The 23,244-nt window shown below is 73.3% G+C and carries 21 protein-coding genes; 13 read left to right on the forward strand and 8 right to left on the reverse strand.

Annotation, left to right across the window (positions count from 1 at the left end; all coding sequences use genetic code 11):
* Window positions 1-58: 58 nt before the first annotated feature.
* From ABB07_RS35095 to ABB07_RS35105, 3 genes are all read left to right on the forward strand, one after another.
* Complete coding sequence (locus ABB07_RS35095) at window positions 59-961, forward strand: universal stress protein (RefSeq protein WP_208902484.1); 903 nt, start codon at window positions 59-61, stop codon at window positions 959-961.
* A gap of 281 nt (window positions 962-1,242) precedes the next feature.
* Window positions 1,243-2,661, forward strand: coding sequence for a 3-hydroxybutyrate oligomer hydrolase family protein (locus ABB07_RS35100; RefSeq protein WP_208902485.1), 1,419 nt, complete (start codon window positions 1,243-1,245; stop codon window positions 2,659-2,661).
* A 146-nt stretch (window positions 2,662-2,807) separates the two neighbouring features.
* On the forward strand, window positions 2,808-3,305 hold the full coding sequence (locus ABB07_RS35105) for a glycosyltransferase family protein (protein ID WP_030339601.1): 498 nt from the start codon (window positions 2,808-2,810) through the stop codon (window positions 3,303-3,305).
* Between the two features lie 12 nt (window positions 3,306-3,317).
* On the opposite strand, the gene ABB07_RS35110 is transcribed toward ABB07_RS35105, so the two are convergent.
* Both ABB07_RS35110 and ABB07_RS35115 read right to left on the reverse strand, forming a co-directional pair.
* A complete protein-coding gene (locus ABB07_RS35110) occupies window positions 3,318-5,288 on the reverse strand; it encodes an N-acetylmuramoyl-L-alanine amidase (protein ID WP_208902486.1) in 1,971 nt (656 codons plus the stop codon).
* A 492-nt stretch (window positions 5,289-5,780) separates the two neighbouring features.
* Window positions 5,781-6,926, reverse strand: coding sequence for an aminoglycoside phosphotransferase family protein (locus ABB07_RS35115; protein WP_208902487.1), 1,146 nt, complete (start codon window positions 6,924-6,926; stop codon window positions 5,781-5,783).
* 332 nt (window positions 6,927-7,258) lie between these two features.
* Between ABB07_RS35115 and ABB07_RS35120 the strand changes: the two genes are divergently transcribed.
* Complete coding sequence (locus ABB07_RS35120; protein WP_208902488.1) at window positions 7,259-8,752, forward strand: DNA-binding protein NsdB; 1,494 nt, start codon at window positions 7,259-7,261, stop codon at window positions 8,750-8,752.
* Window positions 8,753-8,845: 93 nt separating this feature from the next.
* On the opposite strand, the gene ABB07_RS35125 is transcribed toward ABB07_RS35120, so the two are convergent.
* A complete protein-coding gene (locus tag ABB07_RS35125; protein WP_208902489.1) occupies window positions 8,846-10,276 on the reverse strand; it encodes a PP2C family protein-serine/threonine phosphatase in 1,431 nt (476 codons plus the stop codon).
* Window positions 10,277-10,625: 349 nt separating this feature from the next.
* Between ABB07_RS35125 and ABB07_RS35130 the strand changes: the two genes are divergently transcribed.
* The gene (locus ABB07_RS35130; protein ID WP_208902490.1) at window positions 10,626-11,042 is read left to right on the forward strand and encodes an SsgA family sporulation/cell division regulator; all 417 of its coding nucleotides are present in this window, start codon (window positions 10,626-10,628) and stop codon (window positions 11,040-11,042) included.
* A gap of 130 nt (window positions 11,043-11,172) precedes the next feature.
* Entirely contained in the window at window positions 11,173-11,736 is a 564-nt protein-coding gene (locus tag ABB07_RS42105) for an alkaline phosphatase family protein (protein ID WP_208902491.1), read from the forward strand.
* Here the strand turns inward: ABB07_RS42105 and ABB07_RS35140 are convergent.
* Both ABB07_RS35140 and ABB07_RS35145 read right to left on the reverse strand, forming a co-directional pair.
* Entirely contained in the window at window positions 11,634-12,650 is a 1,017-nt protein-coding gene (locus ABB07_RS35140; protein ID WP_208902492.1) for a Gfo/Idh/MocA family protein, read from the reverse strand. The genes ABB07_RS42105 and ABB07_RS35140 overlap by 103 nt on opposite strands.
* A gap of 82 nt (window positions 12,651-12,732) precedes the next feature.
* Window positions 12,733-13,827 (reverse strand): baeRF3 domain-containing protein, encoded by a 1,095-nt coding sequence (locus ABB07_RS35145; RefSeq protein ID WP_208902493.1) that lies wholly within the window; start codon window positions 13,825-13,827, stop codon window positions 12,733-12,735.
* Between the two features lie 179 nt (window positions 13,828-14,006).
* Here ABB07_RS35145 and ABB07_RS35150 point away from each other — a divergent pair, with 179 nt between their 5' ends.
* Together ABB07_RS35150 and asnB are read left to right on the forward strand one after the other, a co-directional pair.
* Window positions 14,007-14,786: an alpha/beta fold hydrolase gene (locus ABB07_RS35150; RefSeq protein ID WP_208902494.1), complete on the forward strand. Its 780-nt coding sequence runs from the start codon at window positions 14,007-14,009 to the stop codon at window positions 14,784-14,786.
* 278 nt (window positions 14,787-15,064) lie between these two features.
* A complete protein-coding gene (gene asnB / locus ABB07_RS35155) occupies window positions 15,065-16,906 on the forward strand; it encodes an asparagine synthase (glutamine-hydrolyzing) (protein WP_208902495.1) in 1,842 nt (613 codons plus the stop codon).
* Here asnB and ABB07_RS41165 read toward each other — a convergent pair.
* Together ABB07_RS41165 and ABB07_RS35165 are read right to left on the reverse strand one after the other, a co-directional pair.
* Complete coding sequence (locus ABB07_RS41165; RefSeq protein ID WP_244189620.1) at window positions 16,896-17,195, reverse strand: hypothetical protein; 300 nt, start codon at window positions 17,193-17,195, stop codon at window positions 16,896-16,898. The genes asnB and ABB07_RS41165 overlap by 11 nt on opposite strands.
* Window positions 17,196-17,558: 363 nt before the next feature.
* On the reverse strand, window positions 17,559-19,154 hold the full coding sequence (locus ABB07_RS35165) for an alpha/beta hydrolase (RefSeq protein ID WP_208902496.1): 1,596 nt from the start codon (window positions 19,152-19,154) through the stop codon (window positions 17,559-17,561).
* Window positions 19,155-19,437: 283 nt separating this feature from the next.
* Here ABB07_RS35165 and ABB07_RS35170 point away from each other — a divergent pair, with 283 nt between their 5' ends.
* The 5 genes from ABB07_RS35170 to ABB07_RS35190 all read left to right on the forward strand — a co-directional run bounded on the left by ABB07_RS35170 (window position 19,438) and on the right by ABB07_RS35190 (window position 22,767).
* A complete protein-coding gene (locus ABB07_RS35170) occupies window positions 19,438-20,085 on the forward strand; it encodes a chaplin family protein (RefSeq protein ID WP_208902497.1) in 648 nt (215 codons plus the stop codon).
* Between the two features lie 85 nt (window positions 20,086-20,170).
* Window positions 20,171-20,692, forward strand: a complete 522-nt coding sequence (locus tag ABB07_RS35175) for a hypothetical protein (protein ID WP_244189621.1) — start codon at window positions 20,171-20,173, stop codon at window positions 20,690-20,692.
* Window positions 20,689-21,543 carry a GNAT family N-acetyltransferase gene (locus ABB07_RS35180; RefSeq protein WP_208902498.1) on the forward strand — a complete coding sequence of 285 codons (855 nt, stop codon included), beginning with the start codon at window positions 20,689-20,691 and terminating at the stop codon, window positions 21,541-21,543. The genes ABB07_RS35175 and ABB07_RS35180 overlap by 4 nt, the downstream gene beginning before the upstream one ends.
* Before the next feature lie 49 nt (window positions 21,544-21,592).
* On the forward strand, window positions 21,593-21,949 hold the full coding sequence (locus ABB07_RS35185; RefSeq protein WP_208902499.1) for a MerR family transcriptional regulator: 357 nt from the start codon (window positions 21,593-21,595) through the stop codon (window positions 21,947-21,949).
* A gap of 41 nt (window positions 21,950-21,990) precedes the next feature.
* The gene (locus tag ABB07_RS35190; protein ID WP_208902500.1) at window positions 21,991-22,767 is read left to right on the forward strand and encodes a GNAT family N-acetyltransferase; all 777 of its coding nucleotides are present in this window, start codon (window positions 21,991-21,993) and stop codon (window positions 22,765-22,767) included.
* Between the two features lie 7 nt (window positions 22,768-22,774).
* Here the strand turns inward: ABB07_RS35190 and ABB07_RS35195 are convergent, their stop codons facing one another.
* Window positions 22,775-23,038, reverse strand: coding sequence for a GlsB/YeaQ/YmgE family stress response membrane protein (locus ABB07_RS35195; protein WP_208903749.1), 264 nt, complete (start codon window positions 23,036-23,038; stop codon window positions 22,775-22,777).
* Between the last annotated feature and the right edge of the window lie 206 nt (window positions 23,039-23,244).

Consider the following 23,244-nt stretch of genomic DNA (forward strand, 5'->3'; position numbering starts at 1 on the left):
ACGCCTGCGCCAGGCTGGCCCCAGCACGGGGAAGGTCGTGTTCCGGAAGGTGAGGACGATGAGCACTGCGCCGGTCATCGCCGCGGTCGACGGCTCCGACGACAGCCTGCGCGCGCTGGAGTGGGCCGTCGACGCCGCACGCCGCCGCGCCGCACCGCTGCGGGTGGTGCACGTACGGCAGTACGCCGCCTGGGGCCAGGCCGATGTGCTGGTCGCCGCGCCACCCCAGGTGGAGGGCGACCCGGTGCTGGACGACGTGCACGCCCGGCTCGCGGACCGCAGCGCGGAAACCGCCGTCGAGTACGTCGCCCTGGAGGGCGGACCCGGCGCCGTACTGCCCGAACTCGGCGCCGACGCCCAGCTGTTGGTCCTCGGCTCCCGGGGCCGTGGCGGCTTCGCCAGCCTGCTGCTCGGCTCCAACGGGCTCGCCGCCGCCCGGGACGCCGAGTGCCCGGTGGTCGTCGTACCCCGGCCCGGCCGGCAGGTGCACGGCGAGGGCCCGGCCGAGCCCGGCCCCCGGGTGGTGGTCGGCCTGCACGCCGACAGCCCGGACGAGGCGACCCTCGCCTTCGCCTTCACCGAGGCCGCCCTGCGCGGCGCACGCCTCCAGGTGATCGCCGCCTATCCGTGGCCGGTGCAGACCTGGTCGGCCCCCGGCCAGCTGGTGCCGCCCCAGATCGACCAGTCCGCCGTCGAGAACGAGACCCGCGCCCTCGCCGAGGGCTTCCTCGCCCCGCACCGCGAGCGGCACCCCGAGGTCCGCGCCGATGCCGAGGCGCTGCCCGGCGACGCGGCCGGCCACCTCGTGGCCGCCTCCAAGGATGCCGAGCTGGTCGTCGTCGGCCGGCACCGGCGGCGCCTGCTCGCACCGGCCCGCATGATGGGCTCCGTCACCCAGGCCGTCCTGCTGCACGCGGCCAGCCCGATCGCCGTGGTGCCCCCGGTGCCCCCGGAGGGGTGAGCGCCGGGCAGGGCCACCACCAGCGGCGGCCGGGCCCGGCCAAGGGAACTCCGCAGTACATGGGCCGCTACGACACGTTCGTCACCCCACACCCCTACGGACCTACCACGGTTCCCTGCACCATCGCGGGCAGCGGCTCCCCCTGACACCAGGTCAGCCGGGGCCGGTCATGGTGTCCGACAACGCTGCCCGGGTCGTCTTCATGGCGCCCCCACACATGTCCGGCGCGCCCACTCCGCGCCTAGCCTCCAGCGCGTCCATCCACAGCCGGAGGAACCCGTATGCCGACCACACCGCACAGACGGCCCACCCGCCGAGGCACCCTCCCCGCCCTGTCGCTCACCGCGGCCTGCCTGCTCCTGGCCACCCCGGCCGCCACGGCGGCACCCGCCGGCGTACCGGACGGCCACTGCGCCGGCCGTACCGGGCTCCGGGTGCCCGGTGCCGCCCGTCAGCAGGCCGACTGCCTGGACGAGCTGACCACCGCCGGCACCGTGGCCTCCGGCCACACCGACCCGGCCGACTACGCCGGACTCACCCCCAAGGACCTGCCCACGCCCAGCGGCGTACCGGGCATCCAGATCGACGGCTACTTCCCGGACAGCTCCACCACCGACACGAACCACGGCTGGAACCACGACTCCCAGTTCGTCATCCGGCTGCCCGACCACTTCAACGGCGGCCTGGTCGTCGCCGGCACGCCCGGCAACCGCGAGCAGTACGCGAACGACAAGGCCATCTCCGACTGGGTGCTCGCCCGCGGCTACGCCTACGCCGCCACCGACAAGGGCAACACCGGCACCGCCTTCTACCGCGACGGCCGGCGGCCCGGCGACGCCATCGCCGAATGGAACACCCGCCTCACCCAGCTCACCCGCGCGGCCCGCGCCGTGGTCGCCCAGCGCTACCACCGGCCGCCCGTCCGCACCATCGCCACCGGCCTGTCCAACGGCGGCTACCTGGTCCGCTGGCAGCTGGAGAACCACCCCGAGCTGTACGACGGCGGAGTCGACTGGGAAGGCACCCTCTGGCGCGCCGGCGGGCCCCACCTGCTCACCTTCCTGCCGCAGGCGCTGCGCCACTACCCGGCGTACGCCGCCGGCGGCCCCGGAGCCGCCGACGCTGCGGCAGCCCTGCACCGGGCCGGCTTCCCGCCCGGCTCGGAGTTCCTGTGGCCGTACCACTACCAGGTCTACTGGGACCTCACCCAGCGCGTCTACCGGGAGGAACTCGACCCGGGCTACGACGGCGCCACCGAGGCCGGCACGCCGTTCTGCGCCTCCGGCACCCCGGGCTGCGACGCCGACTACGACTACGCGGCCCGGCCCGCGGCCGTCCACCGCGCGGTCGACCGGATCGCCCTCACCGGGCGCATCGGCAAACCGCTGATCACCCTCCAGGGAACCCTCGACGCACTGCTGCCGATCAGCCAGGACTCCGACGTCTACGCGCGCATGGTCCACGCGGCCGGACGCGGCTCCCTGCTGCGCTACTACCGCATCGAGGACGGCACCCACACCGACTCCCTGGTCGACGCCTTCCCCGACCGGCTGCGCCCGATGGTGCCCTGCCACCACGCGGCCTTCGCGGCCCTGGAGGGCTGGCTCACCGGCGCCGCCCTCCCGCCCGCCGACCACACGGTCCCCCGCCCGCCCGGTGCGACGGCGGCCACCCTGCTGACCAGCTGCCCCTTGAGCTGAGTGGCACCCCCCGTCCCGACGGACGCGCCCGAAGGGGCGCGGGGAACCGCGCGACCAGCCACGATGAGCCCCGCTGGCGAAAGATCAGCGCAGCCACTGACGGCCCCTTCCCGGCGCGCCTCGCAGAGCCCACGTACCATGGCCGCATGTCGTTCCTCCGCCGCCGCAGCGCCACCCCCGCCGGACCCGACTTCGACGTGCTGGCCATGGACCCGGGCGACTGGCCGGGCAACCTCGGCGCGGGTCTGCTGCCCGCGCCCGACGGCACCTGCCAGGGTGTCTTCCTGCGCTACGACCTCTTCGGCGGCCGCGGCCCCGCCATGATCATCGGCAATCTCCCCGAGGGCTCCCCGGCCCGGGAGGTCGCCGAGGGCGAGATCCCCTTCGAGGTGGGCCAGCTGCTGCTCGCGCTGGAGAACGACGAGGAGGTCACGGTCGTCGGCGTCGAGGACACCCCGGTCCTCCAGGGCGACAACCTCCTCATCGTGCGGCGGCTGAAGCTGTCCGAGTCCCGGATCTCCTGCGTCCAGTTCGACCGCAGCGACGGCGTCCTCGTCACCATCGCCGCCTGGGACCGTCCCATCACCGACGACCTGTACGCCCTGCTGAAGCCGCTCCCGGCGGAGCTTTTCCAGCAGGGCTGAGGCCGCGCGCGGCTAGCTCGCCGAGCCCTCGAGGGTCACGTCCGCGGCGCGGACGAATCCCACCCGGTGGCCGTACTGGATCTCGTAGTACAGGTCCTTGCCCACCACGACCCGGTGCGAGTCGGTGGTGAAGGTGACCGAGTAGTAGTACTCGCCCGGCACCTCGTCACCGACCACGTACCTCTGCCCGGCCGGGATCGTGTACGGCAGCGGGACGACCGACTGCGGGGGCACGCCCGCCGGGTAGGCCGCCTGTTCCGGGTAGGCCCTGCCGTACACCGGAATGCTCGTCAGGCCCTCCTTCGGGGTGATCACCAGCCCCTTGGCGGGAACCGCCGCCGGCTCCCCGGGCGGGTTCCGGAACCAGGCCTTCTGGCCCAGGTACCAGATCGCGGTCCAGTCGCCCCAGCGGTCCGCGACCGCGTACTGCTGGCCGGTGGAGACGCGGGAGGACAGGTCGTTCACGTCCTCGGTCGGGTCCTTCTTCAGCCCGATGTCCTTGATCAGCGGCGCGTTGACGTCGTGGTCCGAGTACAGCCGCACCTCGCTGGAGCCGTGCGCCGTGCACGGCTCGCCGCTGGTGGTGCAGCCCATGTACACCGGCTGGTTCGCGGCGTAGTCCGGCAGGATCGTCACCAGCCCGCCCCTCTTGCCGGCCGTGCGCTTGAAGGGGTGGCCCAGCAGCTGGAAGTAGTGCCGCCAGTCCCAGTACGGGCCAGGGTCGGTGTGCATGCCGGGAATCGTGGACGTGGTCGGGCCGGGCACGTTGTCGTGGCCCAGGATGTGCTGCCGGTCCAGCGGGATGCCGTACTTGGCGGCGAGGTACCTCACCAGCCGGGCCGAGGAGCGGTACATCGCCTCGGTGTACCAGGCGTCCGGGTTCGCGAGGAAACCTTCATGCTCGATGCCGACGGACTTGGCGTTGACGTACCAGTTGCCCGCGTGCCAGGCCACGTCCTTGGCCTTCACGTGCTGGGCGATCAGACCGTCCGTGGAGCGGATCGTGTAGTTCCACGACACATAGGCCGGGTCCTGGATCAGGTTCAGCACTCCGTCCCAGGCGCCCTCCGTGTCATGGATGACGATGTATTTGATGCTCTGCGACACCGGCCGGTCGCCGAGGTCGTGGTTGCCGTAGTCGTTGCTCCCGAACTGCGCGTACGGCGCCCAGACCGCCTCGCAGGACACCGAGTTCGGACACTCGACGCCGTCCGTGGGCAGCGTGCCCAGCCCGGCCCGCCGCAGCTGGGCGGTGTCGGCGGTGAGCCGGGGCTGGGCGGCGAGCGCGACCAGCTGGCCGTCGTCCGTGACGCGCTCCTCGCCGGTGCGCAGCACGTCGTACACGTCGTCGGCGTACGCCCTGGCGGTGGCCGTGTCGTCGGCGCCGGAGAAGCGGGCCACCGCGCCGTACCAGTCGGCCGGGTCGGCGCTCAGCGGCTCGCCCAGCTCCTGCTGCGCGGCGGCGAGCAGGGCGGCGCCGCCGGCCACGTTCGCCGCCGGGTCGGTGCGCAGTTCCTCGGCCGGCCGTCCGGTCAGCCGCGCGGCCTTCGGCAGGGTTTTGAGCCGGGCCGGCAGCGCGGAGTCGGCCGGCACCTGGATCTCCGGGTGCACGGCCGCGCGGGCGGCGTCGCCCCGGGCGTCCTCGGTGCCCTCGGCGTAGTGCTCCGTGGTGGCGATCGCGGTGCGGGCGTCCGTCAGGTGCATCGGGCCGTAGCCGCCGCTCACGCTCGGCGCGCCGGCGTGCCAGTCCCAGCGGGACTGGAGGTAGGAGACGGCGAGCAGGACGCTCTGCGGCACGTGGTACTCGGCCGCCGCGGTGGCGAACGCGTGCTGCAGCCGGCCGGCGGAGGCGTCCGTGGCGCCCTGGGCGGGGGCCGCGCCGAGCAACGGCAGCAGCAGGGCCGCCGAGGCGAGCGGGCCGGCGGCCCGCCGCAGATGTCTTGGGCCGGGTGCGGACGCGGAATCAGTGGCGGAACCTCGCAATGCGGCCTCCTGTGACGGGCGGGCAGTGGCGGGGCGTGCGGCGCCGAGCTGGGTCAGTGGTACCCGCTGGCCGACGATCCGTCAATGATGCCGCGAGGACGGCGATTTCCCATGTCACGAAGGGTTTTCGGCGAGTTTCGCCACGGCGGTGCGCGGGCCTGCGGGGCGTCACTGGCGTACACCAGTGGCCCCGGCCTGCGCGAACTCATGAAGGCCGGGCCACTCGAACACCCGACCCGAGAACGCCCGAGCCCACGAACGCCGGACTCACGACGGGACGAGCGGAGGACGGCCCGAGCGGACGACGGCCCGAACGCAGGACAGTGCGAGCACACGCCGGTCCGAGCACACGCCGGTCCGCCCACGCGAAGGCCCGCGGTGCCCGAAGGTCCGCGCACGCGAAGGTCCGGGCACGCGAAGGTCCGGGCACGCGAAGGTCCGCGGTGCGCCGCCGCTCTGGCGCGCCGCGGACCTTCGTCCCCGTCAGCGACGTCAGCGAGTGCCGACCGCCGCCCGTACGGCCTTGCGGGCCATCTGGCAGTCGTCGTGCAACCGCCTGAGCAGCAGCCGCTGTTCCTCGCCGGACGGCGCGGCACCCGGGTGGGCCGGGCCCGGTGCCGCCGGGGCCACTTCGTGCATCGAACGCTGCACGGCCGTCTCGTACGTCCGGATCTCCCGGGTCAGCACCAGCATCAGGTTCACCAGGAAGGCGTCCCGGGAGGCCGGGCCCGCCGACTGGGCGATCTGGCTGATCTGCCGCCGGGACACCGGCGCGTCCCCGAGGACCAGCCACAGCGTCGCCAGGTCGTACCCCGGCAGGTACCAGCCCGCGTGCTCCCAGTCCACCAGCACTGGACCGGCCGGTGACAGCAGGATGTTCGACAGCAGGGCGTCGCCGTGGTTGAACTGGAGCATGCCGTGCCGGCCCACCTCATGGGCGATGCCGTGCAGCAGCTTCTGGAGGTCGCCGAGGTCCCGGTCGGTGAGCAGGCCCAGCTCGTGGTACCGGGAGATCCGGGCGCCGTAGTCCAGCGGCATGTCGAAGGTGCCCGCCGGGGGCCGCCAGGCGTTCACCCGGCAGATCGCGCCCAGCGCTGCCCGGATGTCCGGGCGGGGCGGCACCTCCGCCGGATGACGCTGCAGCGCCGCCACCCGGCCCGGCGCCCGCTCGATGACCAGGGTGCAGTTGTCCGGGTCCGCCGCGATCAGCCGGGGCACGCGGACCGGTGGCCGGTGCCGGACGAACGAGCGGTATGCGGCTATTTCGTGGCGGATCCGCTCGGCCCAGGCGGGCGAGTGGTCCAGCAGACACTTGGCCACGGCCGTGCCGCGCCCCGCCGTGCCGACCAGGAGGACGGACCGTCCGCTGCGCCGCAGCACCTGCACCGGAGTGAACTCCGGACAGATCCGGTGCACCGATGCGATCGCGGTGCGCAGCTGCGCGCCCTGGGGACCGGACAGGTCGAGTCTGCCGCTGAGCGGCCCGGTGCCGACCTGGCCCGGCACCCGCCGGAGCCGGCCCGCGACCGGCACGGGGCCGCCCGGCCGCGCCGCCGGGTCCAGATACGGCCCGCCGCCCGCGGGGCGGGAGCGCAGCGGCCGGGGCGGGGCGGACACGGAGGACGATGCTGCGTACATGGGAGATACAGATCCCTTCGTGTGCCTGCGGTGCCTGCCTGTGGTGCGTGCTCGGGGCACATGCGCGAGGCCGGCGCACGGGGGAGCCCGTACTCCGTTCGCATGCACTGCGAGCGTGCGCCTGCCCGGCCCGGCCGCCCGGGTGCACCCTGGGGAATGCAACCGTCAGCTCGGCGAGCCGAGCGGCGACCGGGTCGGGGTGGCGCGTTCCTACTCGACACCCGATGCCCAGTGGCACACCATCTGGCGGACCCTGGCGAACCCTGGCGAATAGTCGCCCGGCAACCTCCACGGGGCTACTGTCAACTCAGCCGAGAACCTGGGGGCTTGACGTGAGCGGACAACCCAACACCCGCCTGGCGGACCTGTTCGGCCTGGCCGGCTGGTCCAAGGGCGAACTCGCGAGGCTGGTCAACAAGCAGGCGGCGGCCATGGGCCACCCCCAGCTGTCGACCGACACCTCCCGGGTCCGTCGGTGGATCGACATGGGAGAGATCCCGCGCGATCCCGTACCGCGGGTGCTGGCGGCCCTGTTCACCGAGCGTCTCGGCCGTGTCGTGACCATCGAGGACCTCGGTCTGGTACGGCACGGGCGTGCGGGGAAACGGCAGGGCGACGGGATCGAGGAACATCCCGACGGCGTGCCGTGGGCGCCCGAGCGGACCGCCGCGGTCCTCACCGAATTCACGGGAATGGACCTCATGCTCAACCGACGCGGCTTGGTGGGCGCGGGTGCCGCGCTCGCCGCGGGATCCGCACTCAGCAGCGCCATGTACGACTGGCTGCACACCGACCCGGCCCTGAAGGCCGACGCCCCCGTCCTCGACGACCCCCTGCACGCCGACCCCGCTGGGTTCGACCGCTATGAGGCCGCCCCCATCGGGTCGCAGGAGGTTGAGGAACTGGAGCGCTCGGTCGAGGTGTTCCGTGCCTGGGACGCGGCCCGTGGCGGCGGGCTTCAGCGCAAGGCGGTCGTGGGCCAGCTCAACGAGGTGGGCGGCATGCTCGCCTACCACCATCCACCCCATCTCCAGCGGCGCCTGTGGGGCGTCGCCGCCAACCTCGCCGTCCTCGCGGGCTGGATGTCGCACGACGTCGGCCTGGAGCCCACGGCGCAGAAGTACTTCGTCATCGCCGCCCACGCCGCCCGCGAGGGCGGAGACCGCCCCCGCGCCGGCGAGGCCCTGTCCCGGGCGGCCCGGCAGATGGTGCACCTCGGCCGGCCCGACGACGCACTGGACCTGATGAAACTCGCCCAGGACGGCGCCGGCGACCGCCTGCAGCCGCGCACGAAGGCGATGTTCCACACCATCGAGGCCTGGGCGCAGGCCTCGATGGGCAAGGGGCAGGCCATGCGCCGCACGCTCGGGCGGGCGGAGGACATGTTCGTCGCCGACCGCGGCGACGGCGAACCGCTGGACTGGATGCAGACCTTCAAGGACGAGGACCTGTACGGCATGCAGGCCCTCGCCTACCGCACCCTGGCCGAGTTCGACCCGAGCGCGGCCGTGCACGCCCAGCACTACGCGGAGAAGGCCCTGGCCCTGCGCGTCGACGGGCGGGAGCGGTCGAAGATCTTCGACCATCTGTCCATGGCCTCGGCCTGCTTCATCGCCGACGACCCCGAGCAGGCCGACCGCTACGCCCGGCTGGCCCTGATGTCGATGGGGTCGAACTCCTCCCGTCGCACCTGGGACCGGCTGCGGCAGATGTACCGGCTGACCGCGGAGTACGCCGGCTATCCGAGGATCCACGAACTGCGGGAGGAGATCCGGCTCGCCCTGCCCAAGCCGAGGTCCAAGGGCGCGGGCAGCGCACAGGCGTGAGCGCACGGGCACCGGGCCCGTGCGCCGGATTCCGGCAACGACATCGGTTACGTCGGCAACAGCGGTTACGTCGGCAAGGTCGGTTGCGTCAGCTCATGCGGTGACCCTGGCGACGAGCACGCAGGCGTCGTCCTCGCGCCCGGCTCCGCCGAACTCCTCGACCACCGTCCGCAGGCAGTCCTGCGCGGTGCGCGCCGCGCCGAACCGTGGCGCGAGGTCGAGCAGGCGGTCCACGGCCGCGCCCGGGCTGTGCCCCGGCACCAGCCCGTCGGTGTGCAGGAGCAGCAGGTCACCCGGCTGGAGGGGGTCCTCGGCCTGTCCGTAGACGGCGCCCGAGGTGGCGCCGAGGAGGACGCCGTCCGGTGCGTTCAGCACCCGCCCCGCCCCGTCGCGGTACAGCAGCGGGGCGGGGTGTCCTGCCTGCGCCCAGACCAGGGTGCGGTTCTCCGGCCGGTAGCGGCAGCAGACGGCGCTGCCGAGGGCGGGCTGCACCGTGGCGTCCAGTAACTGGTTGAGCATGCCGAGCAGTTCACCGGGCGGGCTGCCGGCCAGCGCCATGCCGCGTACGGCGCCGAGCAGCATCGCCATCCCGGAGGCGACGGCCACCCCGTGCCCGGTGAGGCCGCCGACGCTCAGCAGGGTGTCGCCGTCGGACAGTTCCAGCACGTCGTACCAGTCGCCGCCGAGCGGTGTGGTGGTGGCCGCGGGGAGGCGGCGGGCGGCGAGGTCGAGGGCGGGCGGCCCCTGGTGCGGGAGCCGCAGGGAGCCGCGCCATGGCGGTAGCACGGCTTCCTGCAGCTCGGCCGCGATCCGGTGCTCGGTCTGCTCCTGCCGGCGCTGACGCCGCAGCGAGTCACGGGTCTCGCGCTCCGTCCGCCGGCAGCGGCGCAGTTGGCTGACGTCGCGCAGCACGGCCCACATCGAGGCCGTGCCGCCGTCGGCGCCGAGCACGGGTTCGCCCATCATGTGCACCGCCCGCACGGAGCCCCCGGGCCGTACGACGCGGAACTCGCCGTCGATGGGTTTGCCGTCGACCAGGCAGTCCGTCACCATCGCGGTCAGTTTCGGCCGGTCCTCCTCCAGGACGAGCGAGGGCAGCTCGTCCAGGGTCAGGGCGGGGGCGTCCGGGTCCAGGCCGAGGATCTGGTACAGCTCCCCGGACCAGGTCGCCTCGTCCGTCAGCAGGTTCCACTCCGCGCTGCCGACACGGCTGAGCAGCGAGCCGCCCGGGGCCGCGGCGGGCGTGGCCCGGACCGGGTGCGCCTCGGCGGGTTCCGCGGGCCCGGCGGCCGGTCCGTCCCGCAGCTGCGCCAAGTGGGCGTCCAGATCCTCGAGTTGGTGCAGCGCGAGGTCGTACAGGGCGCGCTGCCAGCGTTCCTCGGGGTCCGCTCCGTCGCCCGGGGTGTCCCGCCGTACGGCGTCCACGTCGCCCTTGAGCCGCCGCGTCTGCGTGATCAGCGCCTCGACCGAGCCACGTCCGGGTGGCTGGGCGGCTGGGCGGTCCGCGGAGACCGGTGACGGCATGACGCACTCCGTTGGGGGACGATACGGCCGGGGAGGACGGGGGGACCGGTTACGACTTTCGCACAGCCCGCGACGCCCCGTAAGGGATTTGGCAACACACGATACGGTGGTGCTTCCGGCATATGCCAGAGTCTTCCCGGAGTGATCCCCGCGCACGAATGACGTACGCGTCGGACGAGCCAAGTCTTAGGAGAACTACGCGAGTTGTCTCTCCCGGGCCCGCTTTCCCTCGGCACTCACACGCATGTTCGTCGCATCTGTGTTCCGGCGTGCGGGAAGCGTCTTGTACCTGTCGAAGTCTGACCGGATTTCGCGGCATGCGAGGCGCCTTCGAAGACTCCATTAAGGCATGGACGCCATCACAGTCGAACAGCCCGCCCAGGCCCGGCTCATCACCGCCGAGGACCAGGAGATCCCCGTGTCGGCCACGCTGCGCTACACCACGGACGACCCCCTGGCCGTCTACGTGGACTTCCCGGCCGAGGCCGCCCTGGACGGCGAGGAGGTCACCTGGATCTTCGCGCGCTCCCTGCTCGACCAGGGGCTGCGCGCCCCGGCCGGCCACGGGGACGTGCAGATCTGGCCCTACGGCCGCACCCGGACGGTCGTGGAGTTCCACTCACCGCACGGCCTGGCCCTGCTGCAGTTCCCCGCGTCGGCCCTGCGCCGCTTCCTGCTGCGCACCTACGGGGTGGTGGGGGCGGGACAGGAGGACCTGGCCCACGTGGTGGAGCGGGGGCTGGGCGCGCTGTTCGGCGGGGTGTGAGGCGAGCCCCGGGCGACTTCGACTTCCGTTCACCTTCGCCCACCGCTCCGGTATGGACCCCGGCGATCGCCGCGGGCACCCTGGCGCGCGGCGTGCCGCAGGGGCACCGAAGGGGACGCGGACGGTGCCAATGACACCGATCAGCCGTAGAGGATTCGTCGGGCTCGGCGCATCAGCGGCGGCGGGAGCGGCACTCGGCGCCGGCACGCGCACCACGGCCACCGCGGCGACCACCGCGAGCGGCACCATCCGGGACGTCCGGCGCGTGGCGATCCTCATGCAGGAGAACCGCGGCTTCGACCACTACTTCGGCCGCCTGAAGGGCGTACGCGGCTTCGACGACCGCAGCGGCATCACCCTCGGCGGCGGCCACCCGGTCTTCGACCAGCCGGGCGGGACGGCCCGCCGGTACCCGTGGAAGCTCAGCGCCACCCCGTCCGCCGACGGCAAGGACGGCGAGACCCTGGCCCGGTGCAACGGCGACCTGCTTGACATCGGCACCGGCTTCGGGGGCGGCATGTACGACTTCGCCATGGTCGGCCCCAACCGCTTCCCGTACCGTCACCGTCGGCGCCGCGACGGAGGACTGGTTCAACGCGCGTACAGGTCCGGGCGCGGGGCGAGTTCCACGGCTTCCCGGTCGCAGGTCTCCAGCGACCGGACCCCGGCCTCGGCGACGACAGAGGCGGCGTAACCGTCCCAGGCGCTCGGGCCGGTGACCTCGCCACGCCGGGTGGCATCCGCCCAGGCCTGCAGCTCGCGGTCGTAGGCGTCGGCGAACCGGACGAGGTAGTCCTGCGCGACCTCCTCGCGGGCGCTGCCCGCGCTGGTGACCACCATGGTGTGCTCGTCGCCGATCCGCGCGCTGCCCCGCTCGCACACGGCCTCGCAGCGCACCTGGTAGCCGAAGCCGGAGTTGACGAACACCTCCACGTCGACCAGCGCGCCGCCCGCCGTCTCGAACAGCACGAACTGCGGGTCGAGCAGGCCCTCGGGGGCGCCGGACGAGGGCGTGGGACGCAGCACCGTCACCGCCGTCAGCTCCTGCCCGAGCAGCCAGCGGGCCGCGTCGATCTCGTGCGAGACGGAGCTGTTGATCAGCATGGCGCTGGTGAAGTCGCCGGGGGAGGAGACGTTGCGGTGGGTGCAGTGCAGCATCAGGGGGCGGCCCAGTGCGCCGCCGTCCAGCAGCGCCTTGAGCCGGCGGTACTCGGCGTCGTAGCGGCGCATGAAGCCGATCTGCGCCAGCCGTCGGCCCAGCCGTGCCTCGGCCTCCACCACCCGCAGCGCACCCGTGGAGTCGGGCACCATGGGCTTCTCGCACAGCACCGGCAGCCCCCGGGCGAAGGCGGCGAGCAGCGCCTCCTCGTGGGCGGGGCCGGGGGAGGCGATGAGCACGGCCGCCACGCCGGGCGCGTCGAGTGCGGCCACCGGGTCGGCGTGCACCGTCACTCCGCCGACGCCGGCCGCGGCCTTCTCGGCCCGCTCCACATCAGGGTCGGCCACCGCCGCGACCCTGGCTCCGCTGACCACTTGGTCGAGGCGTCGTATGTGGTCGGCCCCCATGTGCCCCGCACCCAGTACCGCGACTCCCAGCAGGTCACCCATGCGTGCGCTCCCTTACGCCGACGATCACGCCGTAGCGTACGCCGGGCAGGGAGCGCTGCCGGGGGAGCCGCCCGGGGACGGCTCAGTACCGGAGTACGCCCGCGATTCCGTTGGCGTCGCCCAGCGTGCCGTCGGGCACGAAGCGGACCTCGGCGCCGGTCTCCAGGCACTGCTCGACGATCTCGTCCACGATGTCCTCGCGGGCGTCCAGGTCGCCGGCTTCGGCCGGTACCAGATGCCCGCCCAGGTCGTTGACGGTCGCCCGGAAGTTCTCCTCCACGGCCAGCAGCCGGACCCGGCCGTCGCGGGCGCTCTGCCACAGCTCGTCCAGACCGGCCGCGTAGGTCTTGTGGCCGCGCGCCGAGGTCAGTTCGTCGACCACGGACGCGGTGTCCTTGCGGGCTTCCTCCTCCAGCACCGGCCGCAGCGCCTGCCACACCTCCTCGCGCCCGGCCTGCGCGAGGCCGCCGTGCGGGACCAGGGTGGCCTCCTTGGCCGCGCTGCCGACCTCCTCCAGCAGGGACAGCGCCGCCTGCTCGCCGGTGATGTACAGCGGGCGGGGCTGGTCACGCAGGAGCGCGGCCATGGCGGTGTCCGCCTCGCGCAGGAACTGCCGGGTGCCCTCGTCGCTGAACGTGCTCGGCAGGCCGCCGGTGCGCATCTGGCGCTCGGGGTCGAAGTTCACCTGTCTGCGTTCCAGCGGGAAGCCGCCCGAGCGGTCCTGCACCACCCGGTCCTCGCCGCCGCTCCACAGGGTGACGCGGTCGGCGGAGACCGACAGCACCCAGAAGGGGCGTTCGGCGGCCTGTGCGGCGACCAGGTTGCGGGTGAGGAAGGTGTCCGAGAGCACCACCCGCTCGGGGACGGTACGGGCCAGGGACCACACCTGGTGCTCGCCCGGGGCGGCGAAGATCACCAGGCCGTCCTCGGCATGCGTCAGATCCACCTCCGCCAGGGCCCGGTCGAGCTGCGCCACGACGTCGTTGCGCCGCTCACGGGTCACGGCGGGGTCGGACTCCAGGCGCCTGCGGGCCTCGGTGACGACATTGCGCAGCCGGACGGGATCCTGGCCGGTCTCGGGTTCGCGGCGGTGCGTCGGGGTCAGCACCGACACCGCCGGATACGGACGCGGTCGCCGCAGTTCGGCGAGGGTCGCGGGACTCAGTGCGTGCTCCATGACAGCACGATAGGTCGGATTCACAGGTACGGCATTCGGGGTAATCCGGACCCCGGGCCCCGCGGACCCCGGGGGCGGAGGCCGTTGATCCCTTGGCGGACAACGGTGACGCGGCGCCCCGCGGACGGCTACCGTACCGGCCAGTAACCCGGAACGCAGCGCACCGCAGGAGGCCTCACATGCCGCAGCTCGAAGTCGACGGAGCGGTCCTGACCTACGACGACGAGGGCCCCCGTGACGCACCGGAGGTGCCCCTGGTCTTCGTGCACGGCTGGACCGCGAACCGGCACCGCTGGGACCACCAGATCGCCCACTTCTCGCCGAGACGCCGGGTGATCCGCCTGGACCTGCGCGGGCACGGGGAGAGCACCGGGGCCGGGGTGCGCACGATCGCGGAGCTGGCGCGGGACGTCCTGGCCCTCCTCGACCACCTTCAGGTCGAACGGTTCGTGCTGGTCGGCCACTCGATGGGCGGGATGATCTCGCAGACCATCGCCCTGACCCACCCCGAGCGGGTGGAGCGGATGGCGCTGGTCGGCACCATCGGCCGGATGACGTACAGCCGTGGCCGGGGCCTGCTCATGGCGGCCTCGACCCTGGTGCCGTACCGGCTGTTCGTGGCCACCAACATCCAGCGCGCCTTCGCGCCCGGCTACCCGCGCGAGGAGATCCGCGCGCACATCCGCGCCTCCGCCGCCACCCCGCGCGAGGTCGTGATGACGCTGTACGGCGCGATGCGCGCCTTCGACGTCCTCGACCGGGCCGGGGAGATCCGCACGCCCACGCTGATGGTGCACGGCTACCACGACGTCCAGCTGCCGGTGCGGCAGATGCTGCGGATGGCCAAGGCCTACCCGAACGCGGTCGTCCGCATCCTCGACGCGGGCCATGAGCTGCCCCTGGAGAAGCCGGCCGAGCTGACCGGGGCGCTCGACTCGTTCCTGGCCGTGAAGGCGTGACTTCCTGGTCGTGAAGGCGGGACTCCCTGGCCGTGAAGCGGTGGCGCGCGGGCCGCTTGGCCAAGTTTTTGCCGGTGGCCGGTTCGCTGCGCCGCCGGCCCGGAGTCCCCGCGATCCGGGGATTTCGCGAAGGCAAAACCCGGCCGAAACCATGGGGGATGTGGGTCATTCGTGTGATGCCCGCGTTGACCGCGTCGGACACCTGACGGAGGCTCGTCATATAGGTGCTCGATACATCTGGTTTGCTCGCGAAGCGAGCCGGAGGCAGGAGGCAGCGCATGTGCGGCATCACAGGATGGGTCTCCTTCGACCGCGACCTGACCGCCGAGGCCACCACAGTGCATGCGATGACCGAGACGATGGCCTGCCGCGGCCCGGACGACCGCGGTGTGTGGGCCGAGGGCCCGGCCGCACTGGGCCATCGCCGGCTCGCGATCATCGACCTCCCCGGCGGCCGTCAGCCGATGTCCGTGGCGGCCCCGGAGGGAACCGTCGCCATGGTGTACTCCGGGGAGGCCTACAACTTCACCGAACTGCGCGCCGAACTCCAGGGCCGCGGCCACCGGTTCAGCACCGACTCCGACACCGAGGTCGTCCTGCACGGCTATCTCGAATGGGGTGACGCGGTCGCCGAACGGCTCAACGGCATGTACGCGTTCGCGGTCTGGGACGGCCGCCACGACAAGCTCGTGATGATCCGCGACCGCATGGGCATCAAGCCGTTCTACTACCACCCCACGTCCGACGGCGTCCTGTTCGGCTCCGAGCCGAAGGCGATCCTCGCCAACCCGCTGGCCCGCCGCCGGGTGACGCCGGACGGGCTGCGGGAACTGTTCGTCCTCATCAAGACGCCCGGACACGCGATCTGGGACGGCATGCGCGAGGTGGAACCCGGCACGGTCGTCACCGTCGACCGCTCCGGCCCGGCCACCCGCGTCTACTGGCGCCTCCAGACCCGTCCGCACACCGACGACCGCGACACCACCGTCGCGACCGTGCGCTCGCTCCTCGACGACATCGTGCGCCGCCAGCTGGTCGCCGACGTCCCGCGCTGCACCCTGCTCTCCGGCGGCCTCGACTCCTCCGCCATGACCGCGATCGCAGCCCGGCAACTCGCCGTACAGGGCGAGAAGGTGCGCAGCTTCGCCGTCGACTTCGTCGGCCAGACCGACAACTTCGTCGCCGACGAACTGCGCGGCACCCCCGACACGCCGTTCGTGCACGACGTGGCCGGGCTCGCCGGCACCGACCACCAGGACATCGTGCTGGGCGCGCAGGCGCTCGCCGACCCCGCGGTGCGCGAGCAGGTGATCCGCGCCCGCGATCTGCCGGCCGGCTTCGGCGACATGGACGCCTCGCTGCTGCTGCTGTTCCGAGCCATCCGGGAGAAGTCCACGGTGGCCCTGTCCGGGGAGTCCGCCGACGAGGTCTTCGGCGGCTATCTGCAGTTCTTCGACGAGGAGGCACGCCGCGCCGACACCTTCCCCTGGCTGGCCACCATGGGACGCCGCTTCGGCGAGGAGGCCGACGTGCTGCGCGCCGACCTCGCCAAGTCCCTGGACCTGGAGAGTTACGTCGCCGACGGCTACCGCACCGCCGTCGCCGGCATCGAACGGCTCGACGGCGAGAGCGACTTCGAGTACCGGATGCGGCGTATGAGCCATCTGCACCTGACCCGTTTCGTCCGCGCCCTGCTCGACCGCAAGGACCGCATGAGCATGGCCGTCGGCCTGGAGGTCCGGGTGCCGTACTGCGACCACCGGCTGGTGGAGTACGTCTACAACGCGCCGTGGGCGCTGAAGTCCTTCGACGGCCGGGAGAAGAGCCTGCTGCGCGAGGCGGCCGCGGACGTCCTGCCGCGGTCGGTGTACGAGCGGGTCAAGAGCCCGTACCCGTCCACACAGGACCCGCGGTACGCCCGCGCCCTCCAGGAGCAGGCCAAGGAGCTGCTCTCCCGGCCCTCGCACCCGGTCTTCGACCTCGTCGACCGCGACCGGCTCCGCCAGGCCGCCGAGCGCGAGGCGCCGGTCAGCACCCAGGCGGGCCGGCGCGGTCTGGAGCGCGCCCTGGACCTCGCGCGGTGGCTGGAGGTCTACGCGCCCGAGGTGGTCACCGGCTGAGGCCGATGGCCCGGTCCGCGGCCGCCCGCGTGGGCTGCCACCACGTCGTCACCGGCTCCCACACCAGGACCCGCCGCCCGGCGCCGAGCCGCGCGGCGGTGGAGGAGCGGCCCCGGTGGGCGGCCGAGGCGGCCACGGTCACGGTGTCCACCCGGCGGGCCTCCGGGTCCGCCGGGTCGCCGATCGTGCGGACGTCGGCGTACGCGGTCCGCCCGGCCGCCGGCCGGTAGCCGCCGGTGCCGCCCTCGGGCGTCGGCAGCGCGGCCCCGTCCAGGTCCCCGAAGGTCACCGTGGGCACCCCGGTCGACGACGCACGCGCGGGCGCCGCCCTGGGTGACGCTGACCCGCAGCACGGTCGGATCGCCGGACGCCGCCTTCGCCCGGACCACCAGCGAGTTCTCGGCGCAGCGGCCGGGCCGGGCGTGGTCCGCCGTGACGGCCTGGCTCCGCGGTGCGGTGAGCAGCAGGCCCGCGGCGGCGGTCGCGGCGGCGGGTACGGCGAGGGCGGTGCGCACGCGCATGCGGGTTCCCCCTGTCGTGGTCGGGTACGGGACGCGGCCGGCCGGAGCGCGCTCTGCCCGGTGTGACGGCCGGGAGGGCCGGGAGGTTGTGCCCGGTGCCCGGCTGTCACCCGCGCGCGTCCCCGCCGCTCTCAGCCGGTGGGGTTCGTGGTGGCGCTCCAGCTGTTGCCGTCCGCCGGGCAGGAGCTGCCGCTCGGCGGCAGGGAGCCGTAGAGCAGGAAGTCGTCGATCTTCCGGTGCACGCACGTGGAGGAGGTGTAACCGGTGTGGCCGTCGCCCTTGTTGTCGAGCACCACCGCCGACGGGCCGAGCCGTGCGGCCGTCTCCACCGTCCACCGGTAGGGCGTCGCCGGATCGCCGCGCGTGCCCACGAGCAGCATCCTCGCCGAGTCGACGTCCTTCACCCGGTCGCGGATGAAGTCGGTGCCCTTGGGGCGGCCGTAGCACATGAGCAGCTCGGTGAGCCGGTAGCGGCCGAAGACCGGCGAGGCCCGGTCGTACGCGGCCCGCAGGTTCTTCAGGTCCCTGGCGATCTGCGCCGCGCCGGGCCGGTCGGGGTCGTCGGCGCAGTTGATCGCCATCAGCGCGGCCTCGAGGTTGTCCGCCGGCACGTTCTGCGGATCGACCAGGCCGCCGTCGCGGTGGCCGGCGGGGGGCAGTCCGGCGCCACCGGTGCCGAAGTTCTGCACGCCCCGGGTGTCGCCGTCCTGGACCAGGGAGGCCAGGGCGCGCTCCAGGGAGGGCCACAGCTGCTTGCTGTAGAGGGCCTGGCCGAGGGCGCCGACCAGGTCCTGTCCGGAGAACGAGCCGCCGAACTCCGTCGGGAGCGGGTTCGCGTCGAGCGAGTGCACCAGCCCGACCACCTGGTCGCCGGCCGCACGCCGGTCCTGGCCGAACGGGCAGGCGACGTCCGTCGCACACCAGTCCAGGAAATCGTCCAGCGCGGTCTGCTGCCCCTCGGCGCCGGCCACCCCCTGCTCGGACAGCGGCTCGGTCAGGGTGTCCACGCCGTCGAGGGCGAGCCGGCCGACCCGGTGCGGGAACTGCGCCGCGTACACCGCGCCGAGCCGCGTGCCGTAGGAGAAACCGAGGTAGTTGAGCCGCTTGTCGCCGAGGGCCTGGCGGATGACGTCCAGATCGCGGGCGGCGTTCACGGTGCCTATGTGGGGCAGCACCGGACCGGAGTGCCGGGCGCACTCGCCGGCGGCCGTGCGCAACTGTGCGAGCAGCGCCTGCGGATGGTCGAGAGCGGTCTCGTCGTCCATCGCGGACGAGGCCTCGGCGCTGCCCTCGCCGCAGCTGACGGGGGAGGAGCGGCCGACGCCGCGCGGATCGAAGGTGACGACGTCGTAGCCGTTGGTCAGGTCCATGAACTCCTTGCCGTCGGCGGCGAGTCCACTGATGCCGCCGCCGCCGGGGCCGCCGAAGTTCAGCAGCACGGAGCCCAGCTTCTTCCCGGTGGCCTGGTAACGGGCGAGCGCCACGTCGAGCGTGCCCGAGCGCGGCCGGGCGTAGTCGAGCGGGACGGTGACCTTCCCGCACTGCAGGTCCGACGGCATGTCCGGACCCTTGCACGCCGCCCACGTCACCTTCTGCCGGTAGAAGCGCGAGAGGTCGGGCTGCGGCCGGTCGGCCGCGGGCAGCCCGGCGCCGAGCAGCGCCAGGGCGAGGACTCCGGTACCCGCGCAGCGCCGCACGGCGGGCCGTGTGGACAGCTTGGCCAGCATCGATCGCCTCCCGGGACGCCTGTCGCGGACCGGGGACGGCGCCCTCGGATCACCATAAGCGGGCTCCGCACGGCCCGCCTCCCGGCGAGCGGTGCGGGGCCCGGTGCCGTACCCTGCCCGGCCCTCCATGCCCGTTATCGATCATTGAGCGTCTTTACATGCAGTTCGATAACACTGTCGCTCGACGGGGTGAAAGACCGATAAGCCATAACTCGGATGGTTCGCCGCCGTTTTACGGGATGCGGGTGAGTGCCCGCGACGAAGTGTGGAAGGCAGGGAACCTATGAGACGGGCTACCCGTAACGGTGTGATGGCCGTCGTCGCCGCCTCCGGAGCGATGGCCGTGACGCTGCCGGTGTCCGCGGCCTTCGCGGCCGGCGGTGCCGCCGCCGACGGCTCCGCGGCCGGCTCGCCCGGGCTGATCTCGGGAAACGGCATCCAGCTCCCGGTGCACGTGCCGGTGAACGTGTGTGGCAACACCGTGAACGTGGTGGGGCTGCTCAACCCGGCGGCCGGCAACGCCTGCGTCAACCGCGGCTCCGCCCGGGCCGGTTCACCGGCCTCCGCCGGGGCCGTCGCCCACGGCAGCGCGAAGGACTCGCCCGGTGTGCTCTCCGGCAACGGCGTCCAGCTCCCCGTCGAGGTGCCGGTGAACGTCAGCGGCAACAGCGTCAACGTGGCCGGGGTGGGCAACCCGGCCCGGGACAACCACTCGGTCAACGGCACCGGCGCGCGGCCCCGCACCCCGGCCCCGAAGGCCCCGGCCCCCCGGCACCACCCGCACGTGGCACGCCCCGTCGCCGAGCCGACGACGTCCACGCTGGCGCACACCGGTATGGACATCGCCGTGCCCGCCGTCGCCGGCAGCGCCGTACTCCTCCTCACCGGTACGGCCCTCTACCGCCGCTTCCGCTCGACGGGTACCGACTGACCCGCCCCCGCGCAAGGCCCCACCGGACACCGGCCGGTGGGGCCCGGTGCGACCCGGCGGTGGCGCCGTGCAGTAGGTTGACCGGGTGACGGACGGTACACGCGGACGGTGGCGGGCGCTGCCGCGCCGGGCACGCCTGGTCCTCGTGCTGTACGCCGGCGGATTCCTGGAGGGGGCCTGCTCCCATGCCGCCGATCTGGTGCGGGGCGGACTCCACGCCTACGCCGCCTTCGGCCCGGTGCCGTTGCAGGTGTTCTTCACCGCCCTGGTCGCCCTCGACCCCCTGGCCGTCCTCCTGACGCTGCGGGCGCGGCCCTCGGGCATCCGGCTCGCGGCTGCCGTGATGACGCTCGACGTCCTCGCCAACTGGTATGTCGACTGGCCCCGGGTGAAAGCGGATCCGGCGCGGCTGCTGCACCCGGTGGGGCTGCTGCCCATCACCCTCTTCGGGGTGTTCGTGCTGGTGTCGGCGCCGGCGTTGCTGCGTGCCCTCGATGGCCGGTGCGCGGCGGCCGCAACGGCCGATCTCCGCGTGGCGCGGCCCCCGTTGATCCGGAAGGATGCGGCACGGCAGTCCGGTCCCGACGGAAATGGAGCGCATCGATGACCTCTGCGGCCCCCCACGACCTCGTCGTCACCCAGGCCACCCTCGCCGACTGGCCGGTGATCGCCGGATGGGCGGCGGCGGAGGGCTGGAACCCCGGACGGTCCGACGGGCCCGCGTTCTTCGCGCAGGATCCCGACGGCTTCTTCCTCGGCCGGATCGACGGGGAGCCGGTGTCGGCCATCTCCGTGGTGAACCACGGCCCGCGGTACGCCTTCCTGGGCTGCTACCTCGTCCGCCCCGACCTGCGCGGCCGGGGCCACGGCCTGACCACCTGGAAGACCGCCCTCGCCCACGCCGGCGACCGCACCGTCGGCCTGGACGGCGTCGTCGCCCAGCAGGACAACTACCGGCAGTCCGGGTTCGAACTCGCCTACCGCACCGTCCGGTTCACCGGTACGGCGCCCGAGTCCGGGACGCCTGAGGGCGTCCGTCCGGCCGGACCCGCCGACCTCGCCGCGATCACCGCCTACGACAGCGCCTGCCACCCGGCCGACCGGCCGAGTTTCCTCGCCGCGTGGCTCACCGGCCCCGGACACCGGGCCTTCGTCCGGCACGACGGCGCCCGCCTCACCGGCTACGGCGTACTCCGCCCCGGCCACGACACCCTGCGCGTCGGCCCCCTCTTCGCGGACACCGCGGACGACGCCCGCGCGCTGTTCGCCGCCCTCATGGCCGAGGCTGCGGGGCGCGCGGTCGCCATCGACGTGCCCGAGCCGAACGCGGCCGGTGTCGCGCTGGCCGAGGAGGCGGGATTCCAGGCCTCGTTCGAGACCGCCCGCATGTACACCGGGCCGGTCCGTGAGCACGCCCGGCACCGGGTGTTCGGCGTGACCACGCTCGAACTGGGCTGAGGCCCCGGGAGCGTCTTCGCCGCGCCTGCCGGGGCGCCACACCCGCTCGGTGTCCGCAAGCCCTGTCGGGGACCTGCCGCGCTACTACGAGGAACAGGGCCTGCTCCACCCCGGACGCGGCGACAACGGCTACCGCGGCTACCCCGAGCCCGCGGTCGTCGGCGTCCAGCAGATCCGCGGGCTGCTGGACGCCGGCCTGACCACCGGGATGATCCGGGCGATCCTGCCGTACCTCTCGGGGCCGGGCGAGCTGCACCCGCTCGCCGAGTGCGTGACCCCCGGGACGGCCGCCCTGCTCCAGGGGCGCATCGACCGCATCCAGGCCCGCATCGACCGCCTGGCCCGCGACCGCGACCGGCTCGACGCCTGCCTGGCCGCCGTACGCCCGGAGGTCCGGGAGAGGTAATTCCGTTGCCCCGGGCCAGTCCGGCATGGTCGAGTCGGGGCATGGATCACTCGGCGGTGCTCGCCCTCTACGACCGTGACGTGCGCGAGAACGCGGCTCCCGACGGTCCCGCTGCCCGGATCGAACGGGCCGGCGCGGTGGTGCGTCAGGTCACGGACGCGCAGGGGTGGAACGGCGTCCTGTGGTCCGCACTGGACGCGGCGGGCGCGGACCGGGCGATCCACGAGCAGGTCGCGTACTTCACCGGACTCGGCCGCGACTTCGAGTGGAAGCTCTACGGCCACGACCGGCCGGACGACCTCGGTGCCCGGCTCGCCGCGGCCGGATTCCGGGCCGAGCCCGAGGAGACACTGATGATCGGCGAGACCGGCCGGCTCGCCGTGGACGCCGAACCTCCCGAGGGCGTCCGTCTCGTGCGGGTCACCGACCCGGCCGGTATCGACCTCGTCGTGGACGTCCACGAGAAGGCTTTCGGCACGGACGGCGGCAGGCTGCGGCACCGCCTGCTCGCCCGCCTGGCCGCCGACCCGGGCACGGTCGTCGCCGTGGTCGCGCTGGCCGGGGACGAACCCGTGAGCGCCGCCCGGATGGAACTGGTCCCCGGGACCCGGTTCGCCGGGCTGTGGGGCGGCGGCACCGTCGAGGCCTGGCGGGGCCGGGGCGTCTACCGCGCCCTGGTCGCCCACCGCGCCCGCGTCGCCGCCGCGCACGGCTACCGCTACCTCCAGGTCGACGCCTCCGCCATGAGCCGTCCGATCCTCGAGCGCCTCGGCTTCCACGCGCTGAGCACCACGACGCCGTACCTGTACGGCAGCTGACGCCGGGTCAGCGACGTAGCCGGGACCGGTCCAGCGCGGCGATCCCGACCGCGGCCAGGGCGATCTGGATGAACCACTCGATCCAGTCGGGTCCCTTGGTGTCCGCGACCCCGAACCCGGCGGCGATCGCCGAGCCCAGCAGCGCGGCCACGATGCCGACCACGATGGTCCACAGGATGCCGATGTGCTGGCGTCCGGGGACGACCAGGCGCCCCAGCACCCCGATGACGAGCCCGATGACGATGGCACTGATGATGCCCGAGATCTCCATGTGCACCCCTTTGGTCATCACTCCCCTCAGTCATCTGCCCGCTGTAAGCGGAGGCAGTCCGCTCCGGTTATTGCCGGGACTTTCTGTTCATCCGGGCTTCATGCCATGTACCTTTCAACCACTCGACGCGTGTAGAACCCTCAAGCGGGCTCTACGCGCGCAGACTTGGCGCCCGCACCGCCTCTCCCCACCCCTCATGGAGGTTC

Source organism: Streptomyces incarnatus, assembly GCF_001027185.1.
Classification (GTDB): Bacteria; Actinomycetota; Actinomycetes; order Streptomycetales; family Streptomycetaceae; genus Streptomyces; species Streptomyces puniciscabiei.